Raw genomic sequence first — 21,335 nt, forward strand, 5'->3', positions numbered from 1 at the left:
GGTATCAACCTCGGGCGTTGTGGCGGATGTGCTGGTCGCCCCGGTAGACGGCGAAGACCGTGCCGCTTCCCGTGGCCTGGACGAGCTGGTCCGCGGTCCGCGGCTCCGGCTGTGCGGGCTGCTCGCCGGAGCCGGCGGCAAGGCCGGAACCGAACTGCGGCCCGACGGGGCTGCCCGGGTACCAGAGCCAGGCCCGCGCGGCGTACTCCTTGACCCGGACGTCGGCCGCGGTGAAGGCGTCGGCTTCGAGCCCCTCGTAGCCGTGCCCGACGGTTTCCTCGTAGAAGTGCTGCGAAAGGATCGCGGCCAGCGGAGTGCCGTCGGTACCGGCCGACGTCGCGTGCCGCAGCGGGGTCGAGTCGAGCAGCCGGGCCAGCGCCTCGAAGGGGGCGCCGGAGACGGTGCCGTCCGGGTCGAGCCGGATCTCCCCCGCGTGCACCGCGGCCCGCACCCGCAGCCGGGTGGCCGCGCCGGCGTGCCCGTTGTGCTCACGGATCCGTGTGCCCAGTTCCGGGAGCAGCGGGAACAGCAGTCTGGCCTTGGGCAGCGCGGCCGGGGCGACGAGCCGGCAGCCGTCGCCGGTGTCGGCGTACCCGAAGTCCCGCACGTCCAGGTCCGCCACGCCCAGGGCGTCGGACAGCGCGGCACGCAGAACGTGGCGGATCTCCTGCAGCCGCTGCTCGCCGCGGCCCGCGGAGCCCGCGATGTCGCACGCCAGCAGCGCTCGGTACTCGTATCTCGGATTCACAGTTCCTCCGCGATCACGACGGGGCAGGCAGCTCGAAGACCGATGTGCTGTCGTCCGCGCTGTCCGGTGTCGACAAGATGATTGACGAGACCGTAGAGGAGGGGTCCCCGGGTAGAACGGCTACTAATACGGCTTGTGCGGTTTCGGCCGCACGAGGAAGGGAGGGGGCCGATGACCGACACACGGGTTCGAGGGGCCGCGGCCTACTGGCCGCCGGCCGGGCTGCTCGGCCGGGTCGACGAGGGCGACCGCGCGATCCTCATGGGACTCGGCCACCGCGTGACCTACCCGGCGGGTCAGATCACCATCCGCGAGGCCGACACCTCGGACTTCGCGCTGCTCCTGCTCGGCGGCATGGTGAAGGTCACCGCGCATGCGCAGGACGGCCGCGAGGCGCTGCTGGCCGTGCGGATGGCCGGGGACCTGGTCGGGGAGTTCGCCGGGATCGACGGCCAGCCGCGCGTCGGCACCGTGACCGCCTGCGGCAAGGTGCTGGCCCGCTACATCCTGCGTTCCGAACTGCTGGAGTGCACGAAACAGCACCCCGCCATCGGACTCGCGCTCAGCGCGAGCGTGGTGGCCAAGCTGCGCACGGCGACCGGCCGGATCGTCGATTTCACCGGTTGCGACGTGCTCGGACGGCTGGCCAGGATCCTGCACCACCTGGCCGTCACCTACGGGCGTCCCGGCCAGAACGAAGCCCGTCTCCCGCTGTCGCAGCCGGAGATGGCCACCCTGGTCGGCGCGGCGGAGTCGTCCGTCCACAAGGCCCTGCGGGCGCTGCGGGAGTCCGGCGCGGTCGTGACCGGCTACCGCAGGATCACGATCCTCGACCTGGATCACCTCGCCCGGATCGCCGTCGCGGCCGGGCCCGCCGGATCACCGGCGATCTCGCCGAACACGTAAAAACGCCGGGTTCGCACGACGGATCGAGGCCAGCCTTGCCGAGTGCCGGGACCCGGGCGTTGGAGAGGACGGGGGAAGCAGATGCCAGAGAGCAGTGGTGTTCCGCGGGACGCGGAGCGGATCCGGGCCGGCGACGTGTCCGGGACGATGGTCGTAGGCAGCCACAACACCGTGAACAACCTGAGTATCAACGCCGAGTACGGTTCGGCCGTCACCGTCCACGGGGGGCCGCTGCCGGATCCGGTCAGACGCCGGCCGATCTCCCAGCTGCCGCGGTCCGCCGTCGAGCCGCTGATCGGACGGGCGCGGGACCTGCACGTACTCCGCGAGGCGATCGAGACACGTCAGCTGGTGCAGGTCTGGGGCGCGTCCGGGGTCGGCAAGAGCGCGTTGCTGCGCCACCTCGCGCGCACGATGCCGCGCGGGTCCGAAGGCGCGGCCTACATCGAGGCCGGCGGACGTACGGCGGACGACATCGCGCAGGCGATCTTCGACATCAGCTTCGACGCGCCGAACTACAAGCCGTCCCTCGAGGTGCTGAAGGAGCATCTGAAGTCCCTGCGGCTGCGGATCTACCTGGACGACGCGGGACTCGACGAGAAGGACCTGCGCCGGCTCTTCGACATGGCCGAGCAGTCCACGTTCGTCTTCACCGCGCAGCGGCCGACCGCCGTCGACGGCGTGCACGCGATCCGGCTCGAAGGGCTGACGGCCTCGGCGGCGGAGGAACTCGTGGCGGCGCTGCTCTCCCGCGAGCTGCGGCCGGACGAGGCACGGATCGTCCCCGCGCTGTGCGACGCGGTGGACGGAAACCCGCTCCGGCTGCGGCGCATCGCCCTGTCCGCCGCGACCGGCAAGGGCCTGCCGGGCATCGCCGATCTCCCCGAACTGCTTCCCGCGCTGCTGAACAGACTCCGGCCGCAGGAGCGCGACCTGCTGTACCTGCTCGGCTCGCTGTCCGGCGCCGAGCTGGCCCCCCGGCATCTCAACGATCTGCTCGGCCGGCCGGACTCCGGCACGCTCGCCGAGGGCCTGGTGCGACACGGCCTGCTGCTCGCCTCGGAGACCGGCTACTGCTGTCCGCCGGATGTCGCCGAGTGCGTCCTGACGATGCGCAGGACGGAGTTTCCCGCCGATCGGCTCTGCCGGGCGTTCACCGCGTGGGTCGAGGCGAGGGACACCGCTCCGGACGACGTCGCGGCGCACTTCCAGGCCCTGGACGTCGCGGTGCAGCGAGCGGAGCGGAGCGGACACGCGCCGCTCGGCGCGGCGCTGGCCCGTGCCGCCTCGCCGAAGCTGGCGCTGTCCCGGCAGTTCGACGCGTGGGGCAGCCTGCTCGGAGCCGGCTGGGCGGCGGCGAGGACCGCGGGGGACAAGGAGGGCGAGGAGTTCTTCCTGCGTGAGGCGCGCACCCGCCGAAGGGCGATCGGGCGGGTCGCGCAGACGACGGCCCTGGTGCTCGAGGCGGAGGTGCTGTGGCGGGAACTCACCGCCCTGCGCGCGCATTCGACGGCCCAGCAGGCCGTCGGCGCGGCGTCGACCGGCACGCCGCCGGCCCACCCGCTCGCCCCCTCGCACGGCGCGGTCCCTTCGCACGGCGCGGTGCCGCCGCACGGCGCGGTCCACACGCACGCCTTCGCACACCCGACCGTGCCCGCGCACGCCGCTTCGGCTCCCGCGCACACGGCCCTGCCCGCACACGTGGCGAGGCCGGTGGTCGACCTGTCCCGTTCCTCCGCACAGCCGTCCGTCGCCGCCCATGTGACCGGCGCACACTCCGCCGCACCGGTACCCCAGCGGATCGACCTGTCGGCGGCGCACTCGGCCGTGACGAAGTCACCGCACGTCGTGAACACCGCGACGACCGCGACGGGCAAAGCCCCCGCGGCCCTCACCACCACCGGTGCGGTGGGTGCCAAGGGCGGCGTGTCGGCACTCGCCCTCGCCTGCACGCTCGGCTTCGCGGCCGTGGTGGGCGTGGGTTTCATGGTCAACGCGAACGATCGGACGGACCCCTCCGCAGCCGTCGCGTCGAGCTCCGTCAGCACGCCGGACGTGAGCTACGGCACCCTGCCCGCCGACGACACCGTGCCCACCGAGGACACGTCGCCCACCGTCGATCCTGTGTGCGCGACCGTGATCTCCGACCTGTCGTCGGAGACCCAGCAGTTCAACACCGACGCCGCCGTCGCGTCCGCCGCGGTCGACTCGTACAACAGCGCCATGGCCTCCTACAACTCGGGCGAGACGTACGCCGTTCCCGACGACAGCACGGTGCTCTCCGACGTCGACACCGTCATCAGCGACCTCGATTCCATCGAGTCCACGTTGCGGACAGCCGTCTCGCAGGCCCAGGACAGCTCCGTGGAATCGGACCTCGACGGCATGCTGACCGCCATCCAGCAGATGCAGAGCCTGTATCAGTCGTACGCGAACGACCCGACGGGTTCCGCGTTCGACACGTCGAGTCAGGTCACGGCGATGAACTCGGCCTCGGACAGCCTGCAGACCGACTGCGGCGCCTGACCTCCGCTGCGGCCCACCTGAAGAAAGGCCCACCATGCCACCGGAATCCACACACGGCGACATCCACACCGGGGACGTCTCCGGCACCTTCGTCGTAGGAGACAACAACCGCGTCACGAACACCTCGCGTCCCCCCGAGCAGGAGCAGCCGCAGCCGCGGCAGCAGAACTCGGCGGCGGACCAGGCAGCCGTCTTCGCGGTCGAGCACGGCACCATGCACGTCACTTACCACGCCGCGGCCGAGCGCGGGGCGGAAGGCTGAGAAACGCCGCGTGCCCCGGCCGGTCGCCGGCCGGGGCACGTACCCTGCGATCCGCTCAGTCCTTGTCGGCCAGCAACTCCAGGTCCTGGGCGCTCAGCGTCGCCGTCTTCAGCAGCTCCCTGATCAGGTTGACACTGAGTGTGGAGCCGACCGGCTCGCCGACCTCGTCGCGCAGCAGTCCGCGCACGCCCCGGCGGTGCAGCCGTTCCCGCACGTCCTCGACCGCGTTCGCGACCGACTTGTAGGTCCAGGTCTTGGTCGCGTAAGGGGAAGCGTTGACCAGGCGGGCGGTGTCCTCCCAGGCCAGCGGGAGCGGGAAGGCGTCGTGGCCCTCCAGATAGCGCCGGGCGAGCGCGGTGAGCACCAGCCGCTCCTGCGGGGAGAGCTCGTAGACCGTCTCGGGATCCACGGTCTCCGCACCGCTCGTGGAGCGGGGGTGCCGGTCGTCCTCGTCCACGACGCGGACCTCGACCAGGTGGGAACGCTGCTTGGACGAGTTGATCACCAGCGGGGTGTAGCCGGACTCGATGAGCCGCTTGTGGCCGGTGAGCATCAGCACGCCGTCGGGCAGTTCGATCGGCAGGTTGCCGGTGTTGACCAGCCACCAGCCGCCGTCCGTGCCCGTGCAGGTGAACACGCCGTGCCGGCGGCTGACGGTGGGGTCGTCGACCCCGACCGGCACATGCACGTCCTCGCGGTCGCGCCCGAACAGCAGCGTGTACCGGCGCGGCGGCACCGCGTATCCGCCCTCCGGACCCAGTACGAAGATCGTCCCCGGTGGCGCGGCGGGCACCCTGCCGGACGGACTGCCCGGCGGCAGCATCTGGGGTGGGAAGTTTCCGTACGCCATGTCACATACCTCCGGCTCGGGTCGCGTCAGTGTAGGAGCGCACCGCGAGGACCGGTCCTGGTACGAGGCCCGGTACGCCGGGCATGGCTTCCCTCGCTGTCAACTCGCCGTCAACTCGCGTTGCAGTGCCCGGGTGTGTCCGATAGGTTGCCCGCCGTGAGCGCGAGCGGCCGGGGAACTGCTGATGATCGATAGCACGATCGCCGAACCGCTCGGTCCGGACGATCCGCAGGAGATCGGCAGCTTCAACATCATCGGCCTGCTCGGCGTCGGCGGCATGGGCGAGGTCTACCTCGGGGCGTCCGACAAGGGCTACGCCGCCGTCAAGCGGGTCCGGCCGCGGCTGGTCGCCGGCGAGCGCTTCGCGCGCGAGGTCGGCATCCTCTACCGGGTGCCGCCCGGGGTCGGGCCGCGGGTGCTGGCGAGCGACGGCACCGCGGAACGTCCCTGGTTCGCCACCGAATACGTGCCCGGACTCACCGTGGACGAGGCGGTCCGGCTGCGCGGCCCGCTGCCCGCGGAGGCGCTGTGGCTGCTGCTGGCCGAGGCGGCCGCTCACCTGTCGGACGTGCACGCGTTAGGGATCGTGCACCGCGACGTCAAACCCGCCAACGTCATGCTGGTGCGTGACGGCGTCAAACTGATCGACTTCGGCATCGCCCGCGCCGCGGACCAGGCGCGGCTCACCAGGAGCGGTGGCTCGTACGGAACGCAGGGATTCTCGGCACCGGAACAGCAGGCCGGGGACGAGGACGTGGCGGCGCCCGCGGACGTCTACTCGCTCGGGGCGCTCCTGCTCTTCGCGGCCTCGGGCCGCACGCCCGGCGTCGTCCCCGACGCCGAGCCGCTGCGCGCCGTGGACGCCGGCCTCGCCGCCCTCGTCGAGTCCTGTCTCGCCACCGGCCGTGGCGCCCGCCCCACCGCCGGCGAGGTGGCGGAGGCGGCCCAGGCGCACCTGCCCGTGCCTCCGCCCTCCTGGCCTCCCGAGGTCATGGCACGCATCGCCGCACGACGTGCCTTCGCCGCGACGCCGGTCGGCAAGCTGGAGACCGTCCCGCCGCCGAGCCCGGACGCGGATCCGCCGCCCGGGACCGTGCCGCCCCCCGCCGCGCCACCCCGCCGCCCGGGCAAACGCCTGCTCCTGCTCTCGACCGCCGCGGTCATCGTCCTCGGTGCCGTCGCGGCGTTCGTACTCACGCCGTCCGATCCTCCGCCGAGCAGCGCCGCGAAGCCGTCCCACAGCGCGTCGGCCGCCGTCGAGCACGTGGCCGGGACGACGCGGACGTCCTCCGCGAGCCCGAGCCGTTCGGCCTCGCCCACCGCCGGCTCCACGCGCCCGGCCCCGGCCGGTGCGGCCGTCCCGGCGGGCACGGACACCACCGTCCCGCCGACCACGTCCAGCGCGAGTCCGCCGGGCGGCCCCGTCGCGACCGCCGAGTCCTCGGCGCCTGCCCCGCGCCTCACCTCGTCGTCGATCAGCGGCATCAACGGCGGCGACGACCCGGCCCAGGTCAAGGGCTCCGAGGCGGACACCTCCTGGGTCGGCAACGACGCCGCCTGCTCCGCCTGGCTCGACGACAACGGCTCGGGCGAGCTCGCCGGCGTGCTCAACACCTCCCTGAACCAGACCTGCGGGGCCGAGCTCTACCGCAGCGACGGCGTCGCGTACACGTTCCAAGCCTCCTGGGGCGCCGCGAAGACGAGTTTCATCTCGGACGTCGGCCACACGATGTGGATCTGCGTCTGGAACGCGAGCGACCGGTCCGACGAGCAGTGCTCGGCCCGCTTCGGCATGAACGGCGACACCCCCGTCAAGCGGTGAAGCCGACGCCCCACCGTGACCGGCGCCCGTCCCCTCAGCACTCGACGATGTGCACCGCGAGCCCGCCGTGCACGGCACCGCCGGCCCCACCGGTCAGGGCCGGACCGGTGTCCGGCCCTGACCCCATGGCTCAGTGGGTCAGCGCCCCCACCTCCAACTGCCGTGCCAGGTCGGTGAGGAGAGCCGCGCAGGCCTCCGGGGTGTCCGCCTGGCCGAAGACGTAGAAGTCGGGGCGGACGAGCACGCTGGTGGCGCCGGCCTCGGTGAGGTAGGGGATGTAGGTGGCGTCGATGTCCACCACCGTGGCGTCGGCCTCCGCGTCGGGCACCCGGTCGTCCGTGGTCGTGGGAGCGGTCGCAGGGGACACCTCCACCGTGCGGATGCCGAGGCGGTCCAGGACCCTCAGGGCCTCCTGGCTCAGCCGGGGGCGGGGGTCCTCCGTGGTGAGGAGGACGAAGCCCGTGCCGATCAGGTCGTCGAAGAGGGCTGTCGTCCCGGCGCGGCGCACGCGGCCCTGGGGAGTGAGCCCGCCGGTCAGGCTGCCGCGGGTGTCCGCGCGGTGGAGCAGCCCGTCGCGGAGGGGGTGGACGGGAGCCTGCGGCGCTCCGCGGCCGACACCGCGCTCGCGGGCCGCGAGCATCGCCATGTCGCGGTCGGCGGCCGCGGCCGGATCCAGCTGGCAGATGACCCGGCCGAGGTCCACCGACATCCTGACGGCATGGCGGACATGGGCGGCGCGCTCCGAGACGTACGTGTCGAGCACCGCCTCGTCCGCACGGCCGGCCAGCACCAGGTCGAGCTTCCACGACAGGTTCGCCGCGTCCCGGATGCCCGAGCACATGCCCTGACCGGCGAACGGCGGCATGACGTGCGCCGCGTCCCCCGCGAGCAGCAGGCGTCCCGAGCGCCACTGCTCCGCCCACCGGGAGCGGAAGGTGTAGACGGCGTGCCGCAGCAGCGTGGCGTTGTCGGGGGTGACGTCGAAGAGCTTCAGCAACCGCCAGGCGCTGTCGGGGGTGTTGAGTTCCTCCACCGACTCGTCGGCGAGCCGCATGAACTCCCAGCGCCGGTGCCCGGGACCGGCCGAGGCCTCCGTACGCGGCCGGACCGGGTCGCAGATCTGCAGGTTGTTCGGGTCGAACGTGCGCTCCTCGTGCAGGACCACGTCGCAGATCAGGAAGTCGTGGGCGAAGTCCAGGTCCCGCATCGGGGTGCCGATGCGGTCCCGGACGAAGCTGTTCGCCCCGTCGCAGCCGACGAGCCAGCGTGCGGACAGCGTCCGCCGCTCGCCGTCCCGGCCGACGCAGGTGAGCTCGACGTGGTCGCCGAGGTCGGCCGCGTCGACCGCCTCGTGTCCGCGCAGCACCCGCAGCGTCGGCAGTTGCCCACCGCGTGCGGTGAGCGCGGCCTCGAGTCCCGGCTGGTACATGGAGGTCGAGTCGGGCCAGTGGCACCAGCCCCGCGCCGACCCCTCGATGTCCAGCAGGACCTTGCCGTCGCCGTTCTGCCAGACGTACCGGCCCGAGGGCTCGGTCTCGTCGGCGATGTAGCCGGTGAGGCCGAGCGCGGCCAGCACCCGGGCGGCCTCACTGTCGAACGCCACCGCCCGCGACATCGTGTACGGCTGCGGCCACCGGTCGACCACGGTGACCGACCATCCCCGCCGGGCGAGCAGGATCGCCAGCGTCTGGCCCACCGGTCCGTCGCCGACGATCAAGACGTCCGCGTCCCACCCGGCGGCGCCGCGCCCCGGCCCGCCGGGGGTGTCGTCGTCCCTGTCCGTGCTCATCGTCATGCTCCTCAGGCGTCCTGGCGCAGTACATGGCGTACGACGGACTCGTACTCGGCGGTCTTGGCCAGCACCCGCGCCTGGTCCGTGCCGTCCTCGGCACGCAGGAAGCGGCGGCCGACCAGGAGCAGCTGCCCGGTCTCGTAGGCGCGGCCGTAGATGAGCGTGCCCGCACGGATCATCTCGCCGGCCCAGTGCCAGTACGGGTCGTCGTTGTCGCCGCTGGCGATGGCCTTCCACTCGGACAGGTCGCGCTCCTGGAGGGTGAACCGGTACACCGCCTGCCAGTCGCGCCCAGCGGGCCGGCGCTGGAGCACCAGGTGCTCACCGTCCTCGACGACCCGGTAGTCGAAGCCGTTCTGGCGCTGCACGTCCGCGCTGACGCGCACCGGCTCGGTGAAGGACGGCCCGGCGAAGCCGACGTCGACCAGCCATTCCTCGCCGTCCAGGCGCACCGCGGCCAGCATGTGCTCCAGGTCGGGGCCGAACTCGTCGCCTGCGCCCCGCACCCCGGAGGAGATGACCCGGACGTCGAAGCCGAGCTCGGCGAGCAGCGTGCGGAACAGGCCGCAGTGCTCGTGGCAGATGCCGCCCCGGCCCTCGGTGATCAGCGCCTGGAAGAAGTAGTCCGCCCCGGCGTCCACGTCGTCCCAGATCGCCAGGCCCTTGGCAGCGTTGCGTGAGTTGTCGAACGGCACGTACATCATGTGCCGTTTGTGCAGCTCGCGGAGGGTGTCGGGAGTGGGCTCTAGGGAGCCGGTGTACCCCAGGTGCTTCAGATACGTGTCCACGTCGAACATGGCTCGGTCCGCCTTTCGAGGGTGTCGGATCAGTGGGTGGGGGCGGTGAACAGCAGCTCTTCCAGGTGGTCCGCGAGCATGCCGGGGGTGGGGTGGTCGAAGAGCAGCATCGGGTTGGCGTCGGTGCCGCAGATCTCGTTGACCTTGTTGCGCACCTCGACCGCGGTCAGCGAGCTGAAGCCGAGGTCGAAGAAGCCGGTCTCCTCGTCGAACTCGTCGGTGGTGTCGTGGCCCAGCGCGGTGGCGGCGAGGTCGATGACGAGCGCGATCAGCTCCTTGCGGCGCTCCTCGGCGGGGCGCTCCGCGAGCCGTTCGACGAACGTCCTTGTCTCTTCCGCCGGTTGGTCCGGCGCCGGGTCCTCGACAAGGGCGGCGGTGTCGTTCTGCGGCACGATGGTCCTCTCCAGCCAGTAACGCTTGTGTTCGAAGGGATAGGTGGGCAGGGGAACGTGGCGGGGGTGCGGTGCCACGGCGGGCGCCCGGCCGCGCACCTGGAGGGCGGCCAGCGCGGCCCGCACGGAGAGGGACTCGTCGCGGTCACGGCGTACGGCGGGCACGGCCTCGGTGTCGCCGGAGACGTTCTCGTGGACCATCGCGGTGAGCGTGTCCCCGGGCCCCACCTCCAGGAAGGTGCGCACCCCCTCGGCCCGCAGGGTCCGCAGGGAATCCCGGAACCGGACGGTGGTGCGCACGTGCCGCACCCAGTAGCCGGCGGTCACCAGGTCGTCGCCCTCGGCGAGCTTCCCGCTGACGTTGGACACCACGGGGATGCGCGGACGCTCGTAGCGCAGACCGCGGGCGGCCCGCTCGAACTCCGCGAGCATCGGCTCCATCAGCGGCGAGTGGAAGGCGTGGGAGACCCGGAGGCGCTTGGTGCGGTAGCCGACCGCGCGCAGTGCGCCCGTGATCTCCAGGACCCGCTCCTCGACGCCGGACAGCACCACCGCCTCGGGCCCGTTGACCGCGGCGATGCTCACCTCGTGCTCGTGGCCGGACAGCAGCGCGCTGACCTCGTCCTCCTCGGCCCGCACCGCGACCATCGCGCCCGGCGCGGACAGCGCCTGCATCAGTCCGGCCCGGGCCGTGACCAGGGCGGCGGCGTCGCCGAGGGAGAGCACCCCGGCGAGGTGCGCGGCGGCGATCTCGCCGACGGAGTGGCCCGCGACGACGTCCGGTTCGATGCCCCGGGCGGCCAGCAGCCGGGCGAGTGCCACCTCGAAGGCGAACAGCGCCGGCTGCGTGAACTCCGTACGGTCCAGCAGCCGGGCCTCCTCGGTGCCGGGCTCGGCGTCGAGGACCTGGCGCAGCGGGCGCGGCAGCCGGACGTCCAGCTCCGCGCACACCGCGTCGAAGGCCTCGGCGAACTCCGGGTGCCGGGCGCGCAGTTCACGGCCCATGCCGAGGCGCTGGCTGCCCTGGCCCGAGAACAGGAAGGCCAGCTGGCCGCCGGTCGCCCGGCCCGTCACCACCAGCGGCGAGGTCGCGCCGGCGGCCAGGGCCCGTGCCCCGTCGAGGAGTTGGTCACGGCCGACGCCGATCAGCACCGCCCGGTGCTCCATCGCCGCCCGCGTGGTCGCGAGGGCCCGGCCGAGCGCCGCGGCGTCCAGCTCCGGGTGCGCCTCGGCGTGCGCGGCCAACTGGCGCGCCCGCTCCGCCAGCGCCGTCGGCGTGCGCGCCGACAGCACCCAGGGGACGTCACCGTCCGCGGCCTCCGGGAGCTCGGCGTCCGGCAGGTCGGGGGCCTGCTCGATGATGACGTGCGCGTTCGTGCCGCTCACCCCGAACGCGGAGACACCGGCCCGGCGTGGGCGGTCCACGGCGGGCCACGGACGGGCCTCGCCCAGCAGCCGGACGGTGCCGGCCGACCAGTCGACGTGCGGGGTCGGCTCGTCCACGTGCAGGGTCCGCGGCAGCACACCGTGCCCCAGCGCCAGGACGGCCTTGATGACGCCGGCGGCCCCGGCGGCGGCCTGGGCGTGCCCGATGTTGGACTTCAACGAGCCCAGCCACAGCGGGTGTTCGGCGTCCCGGGACTTCCCGTACGTGTTGATCACGGCCTGCGCCTCGATCGGGTCGCCCAGCCGGGTGCCGGTGCCGTGCGCCTCGACCATGTCCACCTCGGCCGGGGTCAGCCGGGCGGCGGCGAGGGCCTGCCGGATGACGCGTTCCTGGGAGGGGCCGTTGGGGGCGGTCAGGCCGTTGGAGGCGCCGTCGGAGTTCACCGCGCTGCCCCGCACGACGGCCAGCACCGGGTGACCGCCCCGCCGGGCGTCGGACAGCCGCTCCAGGAGCAGCAGGGACATGCCCTCCGACCAGCCGGTGCCGTCCGCGCCGGCCGCGAACGCCTTGCACCGGCCGTCCGGGGACAGCCCGCGCTGCCGGGAGAACTCCACGAACGTGCTCGGCGTGGCCATCACCGCCACCCCGCCCGCCAGCGCCAGGTCGCACTCGCCCGTGCGCAGGGACTGGGCGGCCAGGTGCAGCGCCACCAGCGAGGACGAGCAGGCCGTGTCGACCGTCACCGACGGCCCCTCCAGGCCCAGATGGTAGGAGACCCGGCCGGAGACCAGGCTGCCCGCGACACCCGCGCCCTGGAAGCCCTCCAACTCCTCCGGCACCTGGGCGAGTCCGCTGCCGTAGTCGTGGTACATGACGCCCGCGAACACCCCGGTACGGCTGCCGCGCAGGGCGCCCGCGTCGAGCCCGGCGCGCTCCAGCACCTCCCAGGCGGTCTCCAGGAACAGCCGCTGCTGCGGGTCCATAGACAGCGCCTCACGCGGTGAGATCCCGAAGAACCGGGCGTCGAACTCCCCGGCGTCGTGCAGGAATCCGCCCTCACGGGTGTAGCTCCTGCCGTGCGCGTCGGGGTCGGGGTCGTAGAGCGCCTCGACATCCCAGCCGCGGTCCTCGGGGAAGCCCGTGATCGCGTCGCGGCCCTCGTCGAGGAGCGTCCACAGGTCCTCGGGGGAGCGGACCCCGCCGGGCAGCCGGCAGGCCATGCCGACGATCGCCACGGGCTCCCGCAGACTGTCCGCGGTCGCCGCGAGCTCCTGCTTCAGCCGCTCGTTCTCCATCAGGGAAGCGCGCAGGGCCTCGACGACGGCGCTGTCATCCGTGTTCATTGCCTTCTCCGCATCGTCATCCGGTCGGACGGCCGTCGGCGGCCGCGCCTCGTGCTCCGCTCGCATCGCCGTCACCGCCTGCTCTGGCCGAGGGCCTTGGCGACGAGGCTCTGCACGCTCATCTCGGCGATCCGCTCGGCGGAGCCGGCCGGGTCCGCCGCTCGGGTCACCGCGGGGGCGCCGGCCCGCGCCCCCGCCTCGGCGTCGGCGAGTTCCAGCAGAGGCGCGAGCACCCCGAGGTCCCGCAGCCGTCGCAGCGACACGGACGCCAGCGCCCGGCGCAGTCGCTCCTCGCGGTCGGTGTCGATCATGTCCACCTCCTGGTCCGTGATCCCGGCGGGTTCCGGGAAGAGCCGGTCGTGGAGCTCCCGGGCCGCCGCCTCGGGGGTCGGGTGGTCGAAGACGAGGGTGGCCGGGAGACGTACGCCGGTCGCGCCGGCGATCCGGTTGCGCAGCTCGACCGCCGACAGCGAGTCGAAGCCCAGGTCCTTGAACGGCCGCTCCGGGTCGATCACTTCGGCGCTCTCGTGCCCCAGCGCCTGCGCTGCCAGCGACCGGACCAGGCCCCCCAGCCGGCGCAGCCGCTGGGCCGGGGGCAGCTGCCGGAGCTCGTCGGTGAGCGACCCGGCGGACGCCTGCTCCGCCCGCGCCCGGCGCCGGGCCGGCGGGATGAGGCCGCGCAGCATCGCGGGCACCGTCTCCGCCCTGCGCAGCGCACCGAGGTCCAGTGCGACCGGCAGCAGCGCCGGCCGCTCGGCGGCCCCGGTGAGCGCCCGGTCGAACAGGGCGAGCGCCCGGTCCGTCGGCAGCGGCAGGACGTAGCGTCCGCGGGTGTCCTGGCCTGTGCCGCGCAGCCCGCGGGTCATCCCGCTCGCGTGCTCCCACAGGCCCCAGGCCAGCGAGACCCCGGGCAGCCCGACGGCACGGCGGTGCGCGGCGAGACCGTCCAGGAAGGCGTTGGCGGCGGCGTAGTTGGCCTGCCCCGCACTGCCGAGAGTGCCGGCCGCCGAGGAGAACAGCACGAACGCCGCGAGGTCCGTGTCCCGGGTCAGCTCGTGCAGATGCCAGGCGCCGTCCGCCTTGGGCCGCAGCACGGTGTCGAACCGCTCCGGGGCCAGCGCCGTGAGCACGCCGTCGTCGAGGACACCGGCGGTGTGCACGACCGCGGTCAGCGGATGCGCCGGGGCCACCCCCGCCAGCAGCCCGGCCACGGCGGCACGGTCGGCGACATCGCAGGCCGCGACGGTGACCGAGGCCCCGAGCCCGGTGAGTTCGGCCCGCAGCTCGGCTGCCCCGGGCGCCGCCGGTCCCTGACGGCTCGTCAGCAGCAGGTGCCGTACACCGTGCCGACGGACCAGATGCCGGGCGATCAGCGCGCCGAGCGCACCGGTCCCGCCGGTCACGAGGACGGTGCCGTCGGGGTCCGGCGGACGGCGCCGACCTGCCCCGGACCCCCCGGACCCCTCAACCCCTTCGGACGCCTCCGCCCGGACCCGCGCCAGGCGCGGCACCAACGCCGTGCCCGCCCGCAGGGCCAGCTGCGGCTCCCCGCTCGCCACCGCGGCCGGCAGCAGCGCACGCGAGGCCTCGTCGGCGTCCACCAGCACGAACTCGTCCGGGTGCTCGGCCTGCGCGGCCCGCACCAGCCCGTGCACGGCCCGCACGGCGGGGTCCGTGTCGGCGCCCCGCGTCAGCACGACCAGCGGCCCGTCACCGGCTGCGGCGAGATGCGCCCGTACGGCGTCCAGGGCGGCGGAGGTCAACGCGCGCGCCCGGTCCGGCGGCGCCGTTTCGGGGCCGGCGGTGAGGTCGAGTACCGCGTGCGGCTCGCCGGCCGGAACCTCCGGCAGCGGCACCGGCGTCCAGTCCAGCCGGAACAGCGCGTCCTCGGCGGGGCGGGCGGCGGTGAGCCGCTCGGCGTGCAGCGGGCGGGTCGCCAGGGAGCCCACGGTGGCCACCGGGGCGCCCGTGCCGTCCGCCAGGTCCAGGCGCAGGGCGCCGGTGTCCGTGACGCCGAGCCGCACCCGCAGGGCGGTGGCGCCGGTGGCGTGCACGGCCACCGACCGCCAGGCGAACGGCAGTTCCGGCTTCTGCCCGTCCCGTGCGGGATGCAGTCCCGCGCTCTGGAGCGCCGCGTCCAGCAGCGCGGGGTGCAGCACGAAGCCCTCGACGTCCCCGCCGGGCACGGACACCTCGGCGAACACCTCGTCGCCGCGGGTCCACGCCGCGCGCAGACCGCGGAAGATCGGGCCGAGGACGAGGCCGCTGTCCTCCTGGCGGTCGTAGAAGCCGTCCAGGGCGACCGGTTCGGCGTCCGCGGGCGGCCAGGCGCCCAGGTCGGCGAGGGGGGACCCGGTGCCGGCGGGCTCGGCGGCGGACAGGAGACCCGTGGCGTGCAGGGTCCATCCGGCGTCGGGAGCGGTGCCGCCGTCCTGAACGCTGCCGGTGCCCTCCGAGGTGCCGCGCGCACCGCGCGTGCCGTCCGAGGCCGGCTCGTCCGGCCGGGAGTGGATCGTCAGCCGCCGCAGCCCGTCGGCGGCACCGGAGTCATCGGATGCGGCGACGTCCTCCACCCTCACCCGCAGGTGCACTCCGCGGTTCTCGGGCAGCACCAGCGGCGCCTCGATCACCAGCTCGTCGAGGACACCGGCCCCGACCTCGTCACCGGCCCGGACCGCCAGGTCCACCAGGGCGGTGCCGGCCAGCAGCACCGAGCCGCCGACGGCGTGGTCGGCGAGCCACGGCTGGTCGCGTACCGAGATCCGCTGCGCGAACACCGCGCCCCCGGACTCCGGCAGCGCGACCGCCGCTCCGAGCAGCGGATGCCCGGTCGCACCGATCCCGAGCCTCCCCAGATCCGCGGTGCGCACCGGCTCGACCCAGAAGTGCCGGTGCTCGAAGGGGTACGGCGGCAACGGCACCGGCGCGCCGGTGGCCGGCACCAGGCAAGCCCAGTCGACGGCGTGCCCGCGGGTGTGCAGCCGGGCCGCCGCCCGGCCCACCGACCGGGTCTCCGGCTGCCGGCGTGCCAGCGATGCGACCGCCTCCACGGTGTCGTCGGCGGTCTCCCGCACCAGCGCGGTCAGGGTGTCCCCGGGGCCGAGCTCCAGGACGGTCCCCACTCCCGTCTCCCGCAGCGTCGCCACGGCGGCGCCGAATCGGACGGCCGCCCGCGCATGCCGCACCCAGTAGTCGGGGGTGGCCAGTTCGGCGGGGTCGGCGAGGGCGCCGGTGACGTCCGAGACGATCGGGACGGCGGGCGCGTGATAGGCCACGCGGGCCGCGATCCGGCCGAACTCGTCGAGCATCGCGTCGACATGGGGCGAGTGGAAGGCGTGGCTGACCGCCAGCCGCTTGGTGCGCCTGCCCTGTTCCCGGAGCCGCTCGGCGAGGGCGAGCACCACGTCCTCGTCACCGGAGAGCACCACCGACTCCGGCCCGTTGACCGCGGCGATCGCCACGGCCTGCTCGTGCCCCGCCAGCAGCGGCAGCACCGCCTCCTCGCGCGCGCCCACGGCGACCATCGCACCGGTGGCGGGCAGTGCCTGCATCAGCCGGCCCCGGGCGGTGACCAGCAGGGCCGCGTCCGGCAGCGAGAACACCCCGGCGACATGCGCGGCGGCGAGCTCCCCGACCGAGTGGCCGACCAGGACGTCCGGCCGCACCCCCCACTGCCCGAGCACCCGGGCCAGGGCGACCTCCAGGGCGAACAGCGCCGGCTGGGTGTAGGCGGTGGTGTCGAGCAGCTCCGCCTCGGGGGTGCCGGGTGGTGCGAAGACGACCTCGCGCAGCGGCCGGTCCAGGTACCGGTCGAGCTCCGCGCAGACCTCGTCGAAGGCCGCGCTGAAGGCGGGCAGTTCCCGGTACAACTCCGCTCCCATGCCCGCGCGTTGGCTGCCCTGCCCGGCGAACGCGTAGGCCAGGCGGCCGCTACCCGGCCCGGCTCGTCCGGTCACCACGTCCGCGTCCGGCGTGCCGTCGGCGAGGGCCGTCAGCCCGTCGAGGAGTTCGGTGCGGCCGGTGCCGAGGATCACCGCACGGTGGTCCAGACGTGCCCGCCGCAGCAGGGCGGCGGCGATCTCCGGGGCGCCGGACCGCTCGCCCTCCTGGGCGAGATGGTCGTGGACACGCCGGGCCAGGTCCGCCAGCGCGGTGGGGGTCTTCGCCGACAGGACCCAGGGCGTGAAGGCCCCGGCCGGTACGCCTTCCTGAGGAGCCGTCTCCTCCTCTTCGACCGGCGCCTGTTCGAGCACGACGTGGGCGTTCGTCCCGGTCGCGCCGAACGCGGAGACCGCGGCGCGCCGGGGGCGTCCCGTGTCCTGCCAGTCCTGCGGCTCGGTGAGGAGCCGGACGGTCCCGGCGGACCAGTCGACGTGGGGGGTGGGTTCGTCCACGTGCAGGGTGCGGGGCAGGATGCCGTGGCGCAGCGCCAGGACGGACTTGATCACCCCGGCGACGCCGGCGGCGGCCTGGGTGTGCCCGATGTTCGACTTCAACGAGCCGAGCCACAGCGGCCGTTCCGGGGAGCGGTCCCTGCCGTAGGTGTTGATGAGGGCCTGCGCCTCGATCGGGTCGCCCAGCCGGGTGCCGGTGCCGTGCGCCTCGACGAGGTCCACGTCCGCCCCGGTGAGCCCGGCGTTGGCGAGGGCCTGGCGGATGACGCGCTGCTGGGAGGGGCCGTTGGGGGCGGTCAGGCCGTTGGAGGCGCCGTCCTGGTTCACGGCCGTACCGCGCACCGTGGCGAGGACGGTGTGCCCGTTGCGCCGGGCGTCCGAGAGCCGCTCGACCAGGACGACCGCGACCCCCTCGGACCAGCCCGTGCCGTCCGCCGCCGCCGCGAAGGCCTTGCTGCGGCCGTCGGGCGAGAGGCCCCCCTGCCGGGCGAAGTGCACCATGGCGTCCGGCGTGCCCATGATGGCCGCGCCGCCCGCGAGCGCCAGATCGCACTCGCCCGAGCGCAGCGCCTGCACCGCCAGATGCAGCGCGACCAGGGAGGAGGAGCAGGCGGTCTCCACGGTGACCGCCGGTCCTTCCAGACCCAGGGTGTACGACACCCGGCCGGAGGCCGCGCTGCCGGAGTCGCCGATGCTCAGCAGCCCCTCCAGCTCGCGGGGCACCTCCCGCAGCGGTGGCGCGTAGTCGTGGTACATCACGCCGGTGAACACCCCGGTCCGGCTGCCGTGCAGGCTCGTCGGGTCGATGCCCGCTCGCTCGACGGCCTCCCAGGACAGCTCCAGCAGATGCCGCTGCTGCGGGTTGAGGGAGACCGCCTCGCGGGGCGAGATACCGAAGAACTCGGCGTCGAAGCCGCCCGCGTCGCGCAGGAAGCCGCCCTCGCGGGTGTAGCTCGTACCAGGGTGGTCGGGGTCGGGGTCGTAGAGGGCCTCGACGTCCCAGCCGCGGTCCTCGGGCAGCGCGGACACCGCGTCCGTGCCGGAGTCCACCAGCCGCCACAGGTCCTCGGGGGAGGCGACACCGCCGGGCAGCCGGCAGGCCATGCCGACGACGGCGATGGGTTCCTGTCGCCGGGACTCGGCCTCCTCCAGCCGGGTGCGGGCCTGCCTGAGTTCGACAAGGGTCCGCTTCAGAACTTCGCGAAGCTTCTCATCAGTGGCCACGGAAAGGGTCCTTTACGGGTGATCGGAGCTCAGGACAGGTCCAGTTCGGCCTCGGCCAGCCGGAGGATGTCGTCGTCGGACGCCGACTCCAGGTCGGCCGCGTCCGCGGCGGGGGAGCCCGGCAGGTGCGGGTCGTCGGGGGTGTGCCACTCGGCCGCGAGCCTGCGCAGCCCGGCCGCCAGCCGCGCCCGGTCCTCGGGTCCGGCGAGCCGTTCGCCGAGCGACTCCATGAGCCGGCGCACCTCGTCGAGCGCCCGCTCGGCCGCCGGCTCCCCGGCGTCCTCGTCGCCCAGGCCCAGCTCACCGAGCAGGTACTCGGTCAGGGCGCCCGGGTTGGGGTAGTCGAACACCAGGGTCGCCGGGAGCCGCAGCCCGGTGCCGGCGGCGACCCGGTTGCGCAGGTCGACGGCGGCGAGCGAGTCGAAGCCGAGGTCCTTGAACGCCTGCCGCTCGTCGAGTGCCCCGGTCCCGGAGTGCCCCAGGGTCGCCGCGGTGTGCGCGAGGACGGCGTCCAGGAGCCGCGCGAACCGCTCCCGCGGCGCCAGCGCCCGCAACCGGTCGACCAGCGAGTCGCCCGTAGCGGCCGCATCGGCGGCCTGCCGAGCCGTCGGCCGCGACCGTGGCACCAGGTCCCGCAGGACGGCGGGCGGGTCGCCGGCCTCCGCCAGCGCGGCGGGGTTGAGCTTGATGGGTACGAGGACGGCGGGCGCGCTCCCTGCGGCTGTCGTCGTGGGTCCGCCGTCCGCGCCGGTCGTGAGGTCCGCCCGCCCGGTGCCGCGCAGGGCCGCGTCGAACAGGGCGAGGCCCTCCTCGTCGGTCATCGCGAGCACCTCCTGCTTGAGATGCCCCTGCGCGCCGGCCAGCAGCGCGCCGGTCATCTCGCTCGCCGTCTCCCACAGCCCCCAGGCCAGCGACAGCGCGGGCAGTCCACGTGCGGCGCGGTACTCGGCCAGGGCGTCCAGGAAGGCGTTGGCCGCCGCGTAGTTGCCCTGCCCGGCGTTGCCGACCGTGCCCGACGCGGACGAGAACAGCACGAACGCCGCCAGGTCCAGATGCTCGGTCAGCCGGTGCAGCTGCCACGCGCCGTCGACCTTCGGCGCGAACACGGTGTCGACCCGTGCGGGGTCCAGCGCCGTGACCACACCGTCGTCCAGGACGGCGGCGGAGTGGATCACTGCGGTCAGCGGGTGCTCCGCCGGCACCCCGGCGACCAGCCGCTCGGCCTCGTCCGGGTCGCCGATGTCGCACGCGGCGACGGTCACCGCGGCGCCCAGCGCGGTGAGTTCCGCCACCAGCTCCGGCGCGCCGGGTGCCTCGGCACCCCGCCTGCTGGTCAACAGCAGCCGCCGCGCTCCGTGGTGTACGACCAGCCGCCGCGCGACCAGGGCACCCAGGGTGCCGGTGCCGCCGGTGATCAGGACGGTCCCTTCGGGATCGAGGGCCCGAGCAGTCCCGGACGGCACCTGACGTGTGAGGCGCGGCACGGACACGGTCCCTGCGTGCAGGGCGAGTTGGGGCTCGCCCGTGGCGACCGCGGCGGCCAGCAGGCCCCGCGACTCGGCCGCCTCGTCGAGATCGGCCACGACGACCTGCCCTGGGTTCTCCGACTGCGCCACCCGGACAAGGCCCCACACGGCGGCCATCGCCGGGTCCCGCCGCGCCCCGCGGGTGAGCACCACGAGCGGCTCGTCCGGCACCGGCTCCGCCAGATGCCGCTGGATCGCCTCCAACGCCTGCGCGACCAGGTCACGCGCCCGCCGAGGCGCGGCAACCGGCTCCGCCACGTCCGTCCCCGCGTCCCGCGCCGTCAGGTCCAGCACGGCACTCGGCCGCGCCTGCGCACCGACGGTCACCGCCAGCGGCTGCCACTCGGTCCGCAGCAGCATGTCGCCGGTCGTCTCCCGCCCGGGCAGCCGCTCCAGGTCGGCGGGCCGCATGGTCAGCCCGCCGATCGAGGCGACCGGGGCGCCGGTGGCGTCGGCCAGTTCGACCGCGATGTCGTCGCCGCCGGACGGCCGTACCCGCACCCGCAGGGCGGTGGCCCCGGTCGCGTGGATCGTCACCGCGTCCCAGGCGAACGGCAGCCGCGCGGGTGCGTCCGGGCCAAGACGGCCGGGCAGGAACGCCGCCGCGTGCAGAGCCGCGTCGAGCAGCGCCGGGTGCAGCAGGAAGTCCGCGCTGCCCTCGGTGTCCGCGGGCAGCGCCACCTCCGCGAACACCTCGTCGCCGGCCGCCCAGACCCGGCGCAGCCCCTGGAACAACGGGCCGAACTCGAAGCCGGCCGCGCGCTGGGCGTCGTAGAAACCGTCGGTCGGCAGTTCCTCGGCCCCGGCCGGGGGCCACTGGGCGGACACAGGGGTGGGGAGCGGCCGGGTACCGCCGAGGAAGCCCGTCACGTGCCGGGTCCACGGCGCGTCGGGGCGGGTGTCCTCCGTCCGGGAGTGCACGGCGACGGACCGCAGGCCCGCGCCGTCCCGTTCCCCGACGCTCACCCGCACCTGCACGCCGCCCGACTCCGGCAGCACCAGCGGTGCCTCCACGACGAGTTCCGACACCACCGACTCGCCCAGCTCGTCACCGGCGCGCACCACGAGTTCCAGCAGCGCGGTGCCGGGGACCAGGACCGTTCCGGAGACGGAGTGCTCCGTCAGCCAGGGCTGACTGCTCGGCGACAGCCGGTTGGTGAACACCGCCCCGTCCGAGTCCGGCAGCCGCACGACCGCGCCGAGCAGGGGGTGCCCGCTCCGGCCGAGACCGACCGCGCCGATGTCCGTGGCCGCCTGAGTGCCCGGCTTCAGCCAGTAGTGCTGGTGTTGGAAGGGGTAGGTGGGGAGGGGGGTGTGGGGGGTGGTGGGGAGGTGCCAGTGGGGGGTGTGGTGGGTTGTTGTGTGG

11 protein-coding genes are annotated in these 21,335 nt (G+C 74.2%); 4 read left to right on the plus strand and 7 right to left on the minus strand.

Features of this window, described 5'->3' with window-relative positions; translation table 11 throughout:
* Nucleotides 1-4: 4 nt before the first annotated feature.
* The gene (locus AB0P24_RS37315; RefSeq protein ID WP_365801967.1) at nucleotides 5-748 is read right to left on the minus strand and encodes a hypothetical protein; all 744 of its coding nucleotides are present in this window, start codon (nucleotides 746-748) and stop codon (nucleotides 5-7) included.
* Nucleotides 749-919: 171 nt separating this feature from the next.
* Here AB0P24_RS37315 and AB0P24_RS37320 point away from each other — a divergent pair, with 171 nt between their 5' ends.
* The 3 genes from AB0P24_RS37320 to AB0P24_RS37330 all read left to right on the plus strand — a co-directional run bounded on the left by AB0P24_RS37320 (nucleotide 920) and on the right by AB0P24_RS37330 (nucleotide 4,442).
* Nucleotides 920-1,654 carry a Crp/Fnr family transcriptional regulator gene (locus AB0P24_RS37320; protein WP_365801969.1) on the plus strand — a complete coding sequence of 245 codons (735 nt, stop codon included), beginning with the start codon at nucleotides 920-922 and terminating at the stop codon, nucleotides 1,652-1,654.
* 81 nt (nucleotides 1,655-1,735) lie between these two features.
* Nucleotides 1,736-4,180 (plus strand): ATP-binding protein, encoded by a 2,445-nt coding sequence (locus AB0P24_RS37325; RefSeq protein ID WP_365801971.1) that lies wholly within the window; start codon nucleotides 1,736-1,738, stop codon nucleotides 4,178-4,180.
* 34 nt (nucleotides 4,181-4,214) lie between these two features.
* A complete protein-coding gene (locus AB0P24_RS37330) occupies nucleotides 4,215-4,442 on the plus strand; it encodes a hypothetical protein (RefSeq protein ID WP_365801973.1) in 228 nt (75 codons plus the stop codon).
* Nucleotides 4,443-4,497: 55 nt separating this feature from the next.
* Here AB0P24_RS37330 and AB0P24_RS37335 read toward each other — a convergent pair whose 3' ends face one another.
* A complete protein-coding gene (locus tag AB0P24_RS37335) occupies nucleotides 4,498-5,292 on the minus strand; it encodes an FHA domain-containing protein (protein ID WP_365801975.1) in 795 nt (264 codons plus the stop codon).
* 184 nt (nucleotides 5,293-5,476) lie between these two features.
* Here AB0P24_RS37335 and AB0P24_RS37340 point away from each other — a divergent pair, with 184 nt between their 5' ends.
* Nucleotides 5,477-7,114 carry a serine/threonine-protein kinase gene (locus AB0P24_RS37340; protein WP_365801977.1) on the plus strand — a complete coding sequence of 546 codons (1,638 nt, stop codon included), beginning with the start codon at nucleotides 5,477-5,479 and terminating at the stop codon, nucleotides 7,112-7,114.
* Between the two features lie 130 nt (nucleotides 7,115-7,244).
* On the opposite strand, the gene AB0P24_RS37345 is transcribed toward AB0P24_RS37340, so the two are convergent.
* The 5 genes from AB0P24_RS37345 to AB0P24_RS37365 all read right to left on the minus strand — a co-directional run.
* Nucleotides 7,245-8,903 carry a bifunctional 3-(3-hydroxy-phenyl)propionate/3-hydroxycinnamic acid hydroxylase gene (locus tag AB0P24_RS37345; protein WP_365801979.1) on the minus strand — a complete coding sequence of 553 codons (1,659 nt, stop codon included), beginning with the start codon at nucleotides 8,901-8,903 and terminating at the stop codon, nucleotides 7,245-7,247.
* Nucleotides 8,904-8,914: 11 nt separating this feature from the next.
* Complete coding sequence (locus tag AB0P24_RS37350) at nucleotides 8,915-9,703, minus strand: arylamine N-acetyltransferase (RefSeq protein ID WP_365801981.1); 789 nt, start codon at nucleotides 9,701-9,703, stop codon at nucleotides 8,915-8,917.
* Nucleotides 9,704-9,732: 29 nt separating this feature from the next.
* Nucleotides 9,733-12,792 carry a beta-ketoacyl synthase N-terminal-like domain-containing protein gene (locus AB0P24_RS37355; RefSeq protein ID WP_365801989.1) on the minus strand — a complete coding sequence of 1,020 codons (3,060 nt, stop codon included), beginning with the start codon at nucleotides 12,790-12,792 and terminating at the stop codon, nucleotides 9,733-9,735.
* A 104-nt stretch (nucleotides 12,793-12,896) separates the two neighbouring features.
* On the minus strand, nucleotides 12,897-18,443 hold the full coding sequence (locus AB0P24_RS37360; protein ID WP_365801983.1) for a type I polyketide synthase: 5,547 nt from the start codon (nucleotides 18,441-18,443) through the stop codon (nucleotides 12,897-12,899).
* Between the two features lie 29 nt (nucleotides 18,444-18,472).
* A partial coding sequence (locus AB0P24_RS37365) for an SDR family NAD(P)-dependent oxidoreductase (RefSeq protein ID WP_365801985.1) occupies nucleotides 18,473-21,335 on the minus strand: 2,863 nt, incomplete at its 5' end.

Origin of the sequence: Streptomyces sp. NPDC086519, from assembly GCF_040686075.1 — a bacterium.
In the GTDB taxonomy this organism is placed as follows: domain Bacteria; phylum Actinomycetota; class Actinomycetes; order Streptomycetales; family Streptomycetaceae; genus Streptomyces; species Streptomyces shenzhenensis.

Bases quoted from the DNA above. Each gene is read 5' to 3' on its own strand.
- AB0P24_RS37320 (WP_365801969.1), top strand. From the start codon at position 920: ATGACCGACACACGGGTTCGAGGGGCCGCGGCCTACTGGCCGCCGGCC.
- AB0P24_RS37325 (WP_365801971.1), top strand. From the start codon at position 1,736: ATGCCAGAGAGCAGTGGTGTTCCGCGGGACGCGGAGCGGATCCGGGCC.
- AB0P24_RS37330 (WP_365801973.1), top strand. From the start codon at position 4,215: ATGCCACCGGAATCCACACACGGCGACATCCACACCGGGGACGTCTCC.
- AB0P24_RS37335 (WP_365801975.1), bottom strand. From the start codon at position 5,292: ATGGCGTACGGAAACTTCCCACCCCAGATGCTGCCGCCGGGCAGTCCG.
- AB0P24_RS37340 (WP_365801977.1), top strand. From the start codon at position 5,477: ATGATCGATAGCACGATCGCCGAACCGCTCGGTCCGGACGATCCGCAG.
- AB0P24_RS37345 (WP_365801979.1), bottom strand. From the start codon at position 8,903: ATGAGCACGGACAGGGACGACGACACCCCCGGCGGGCCGGGGCGCGGC.
- AB0P24_RS37350 (WP_365801981.1), bottom strand. From the start codon at position 9,703: ATGTTCGACGTGGACACGTATCTGAAGCACCTGGGGTACACCGGCTCC.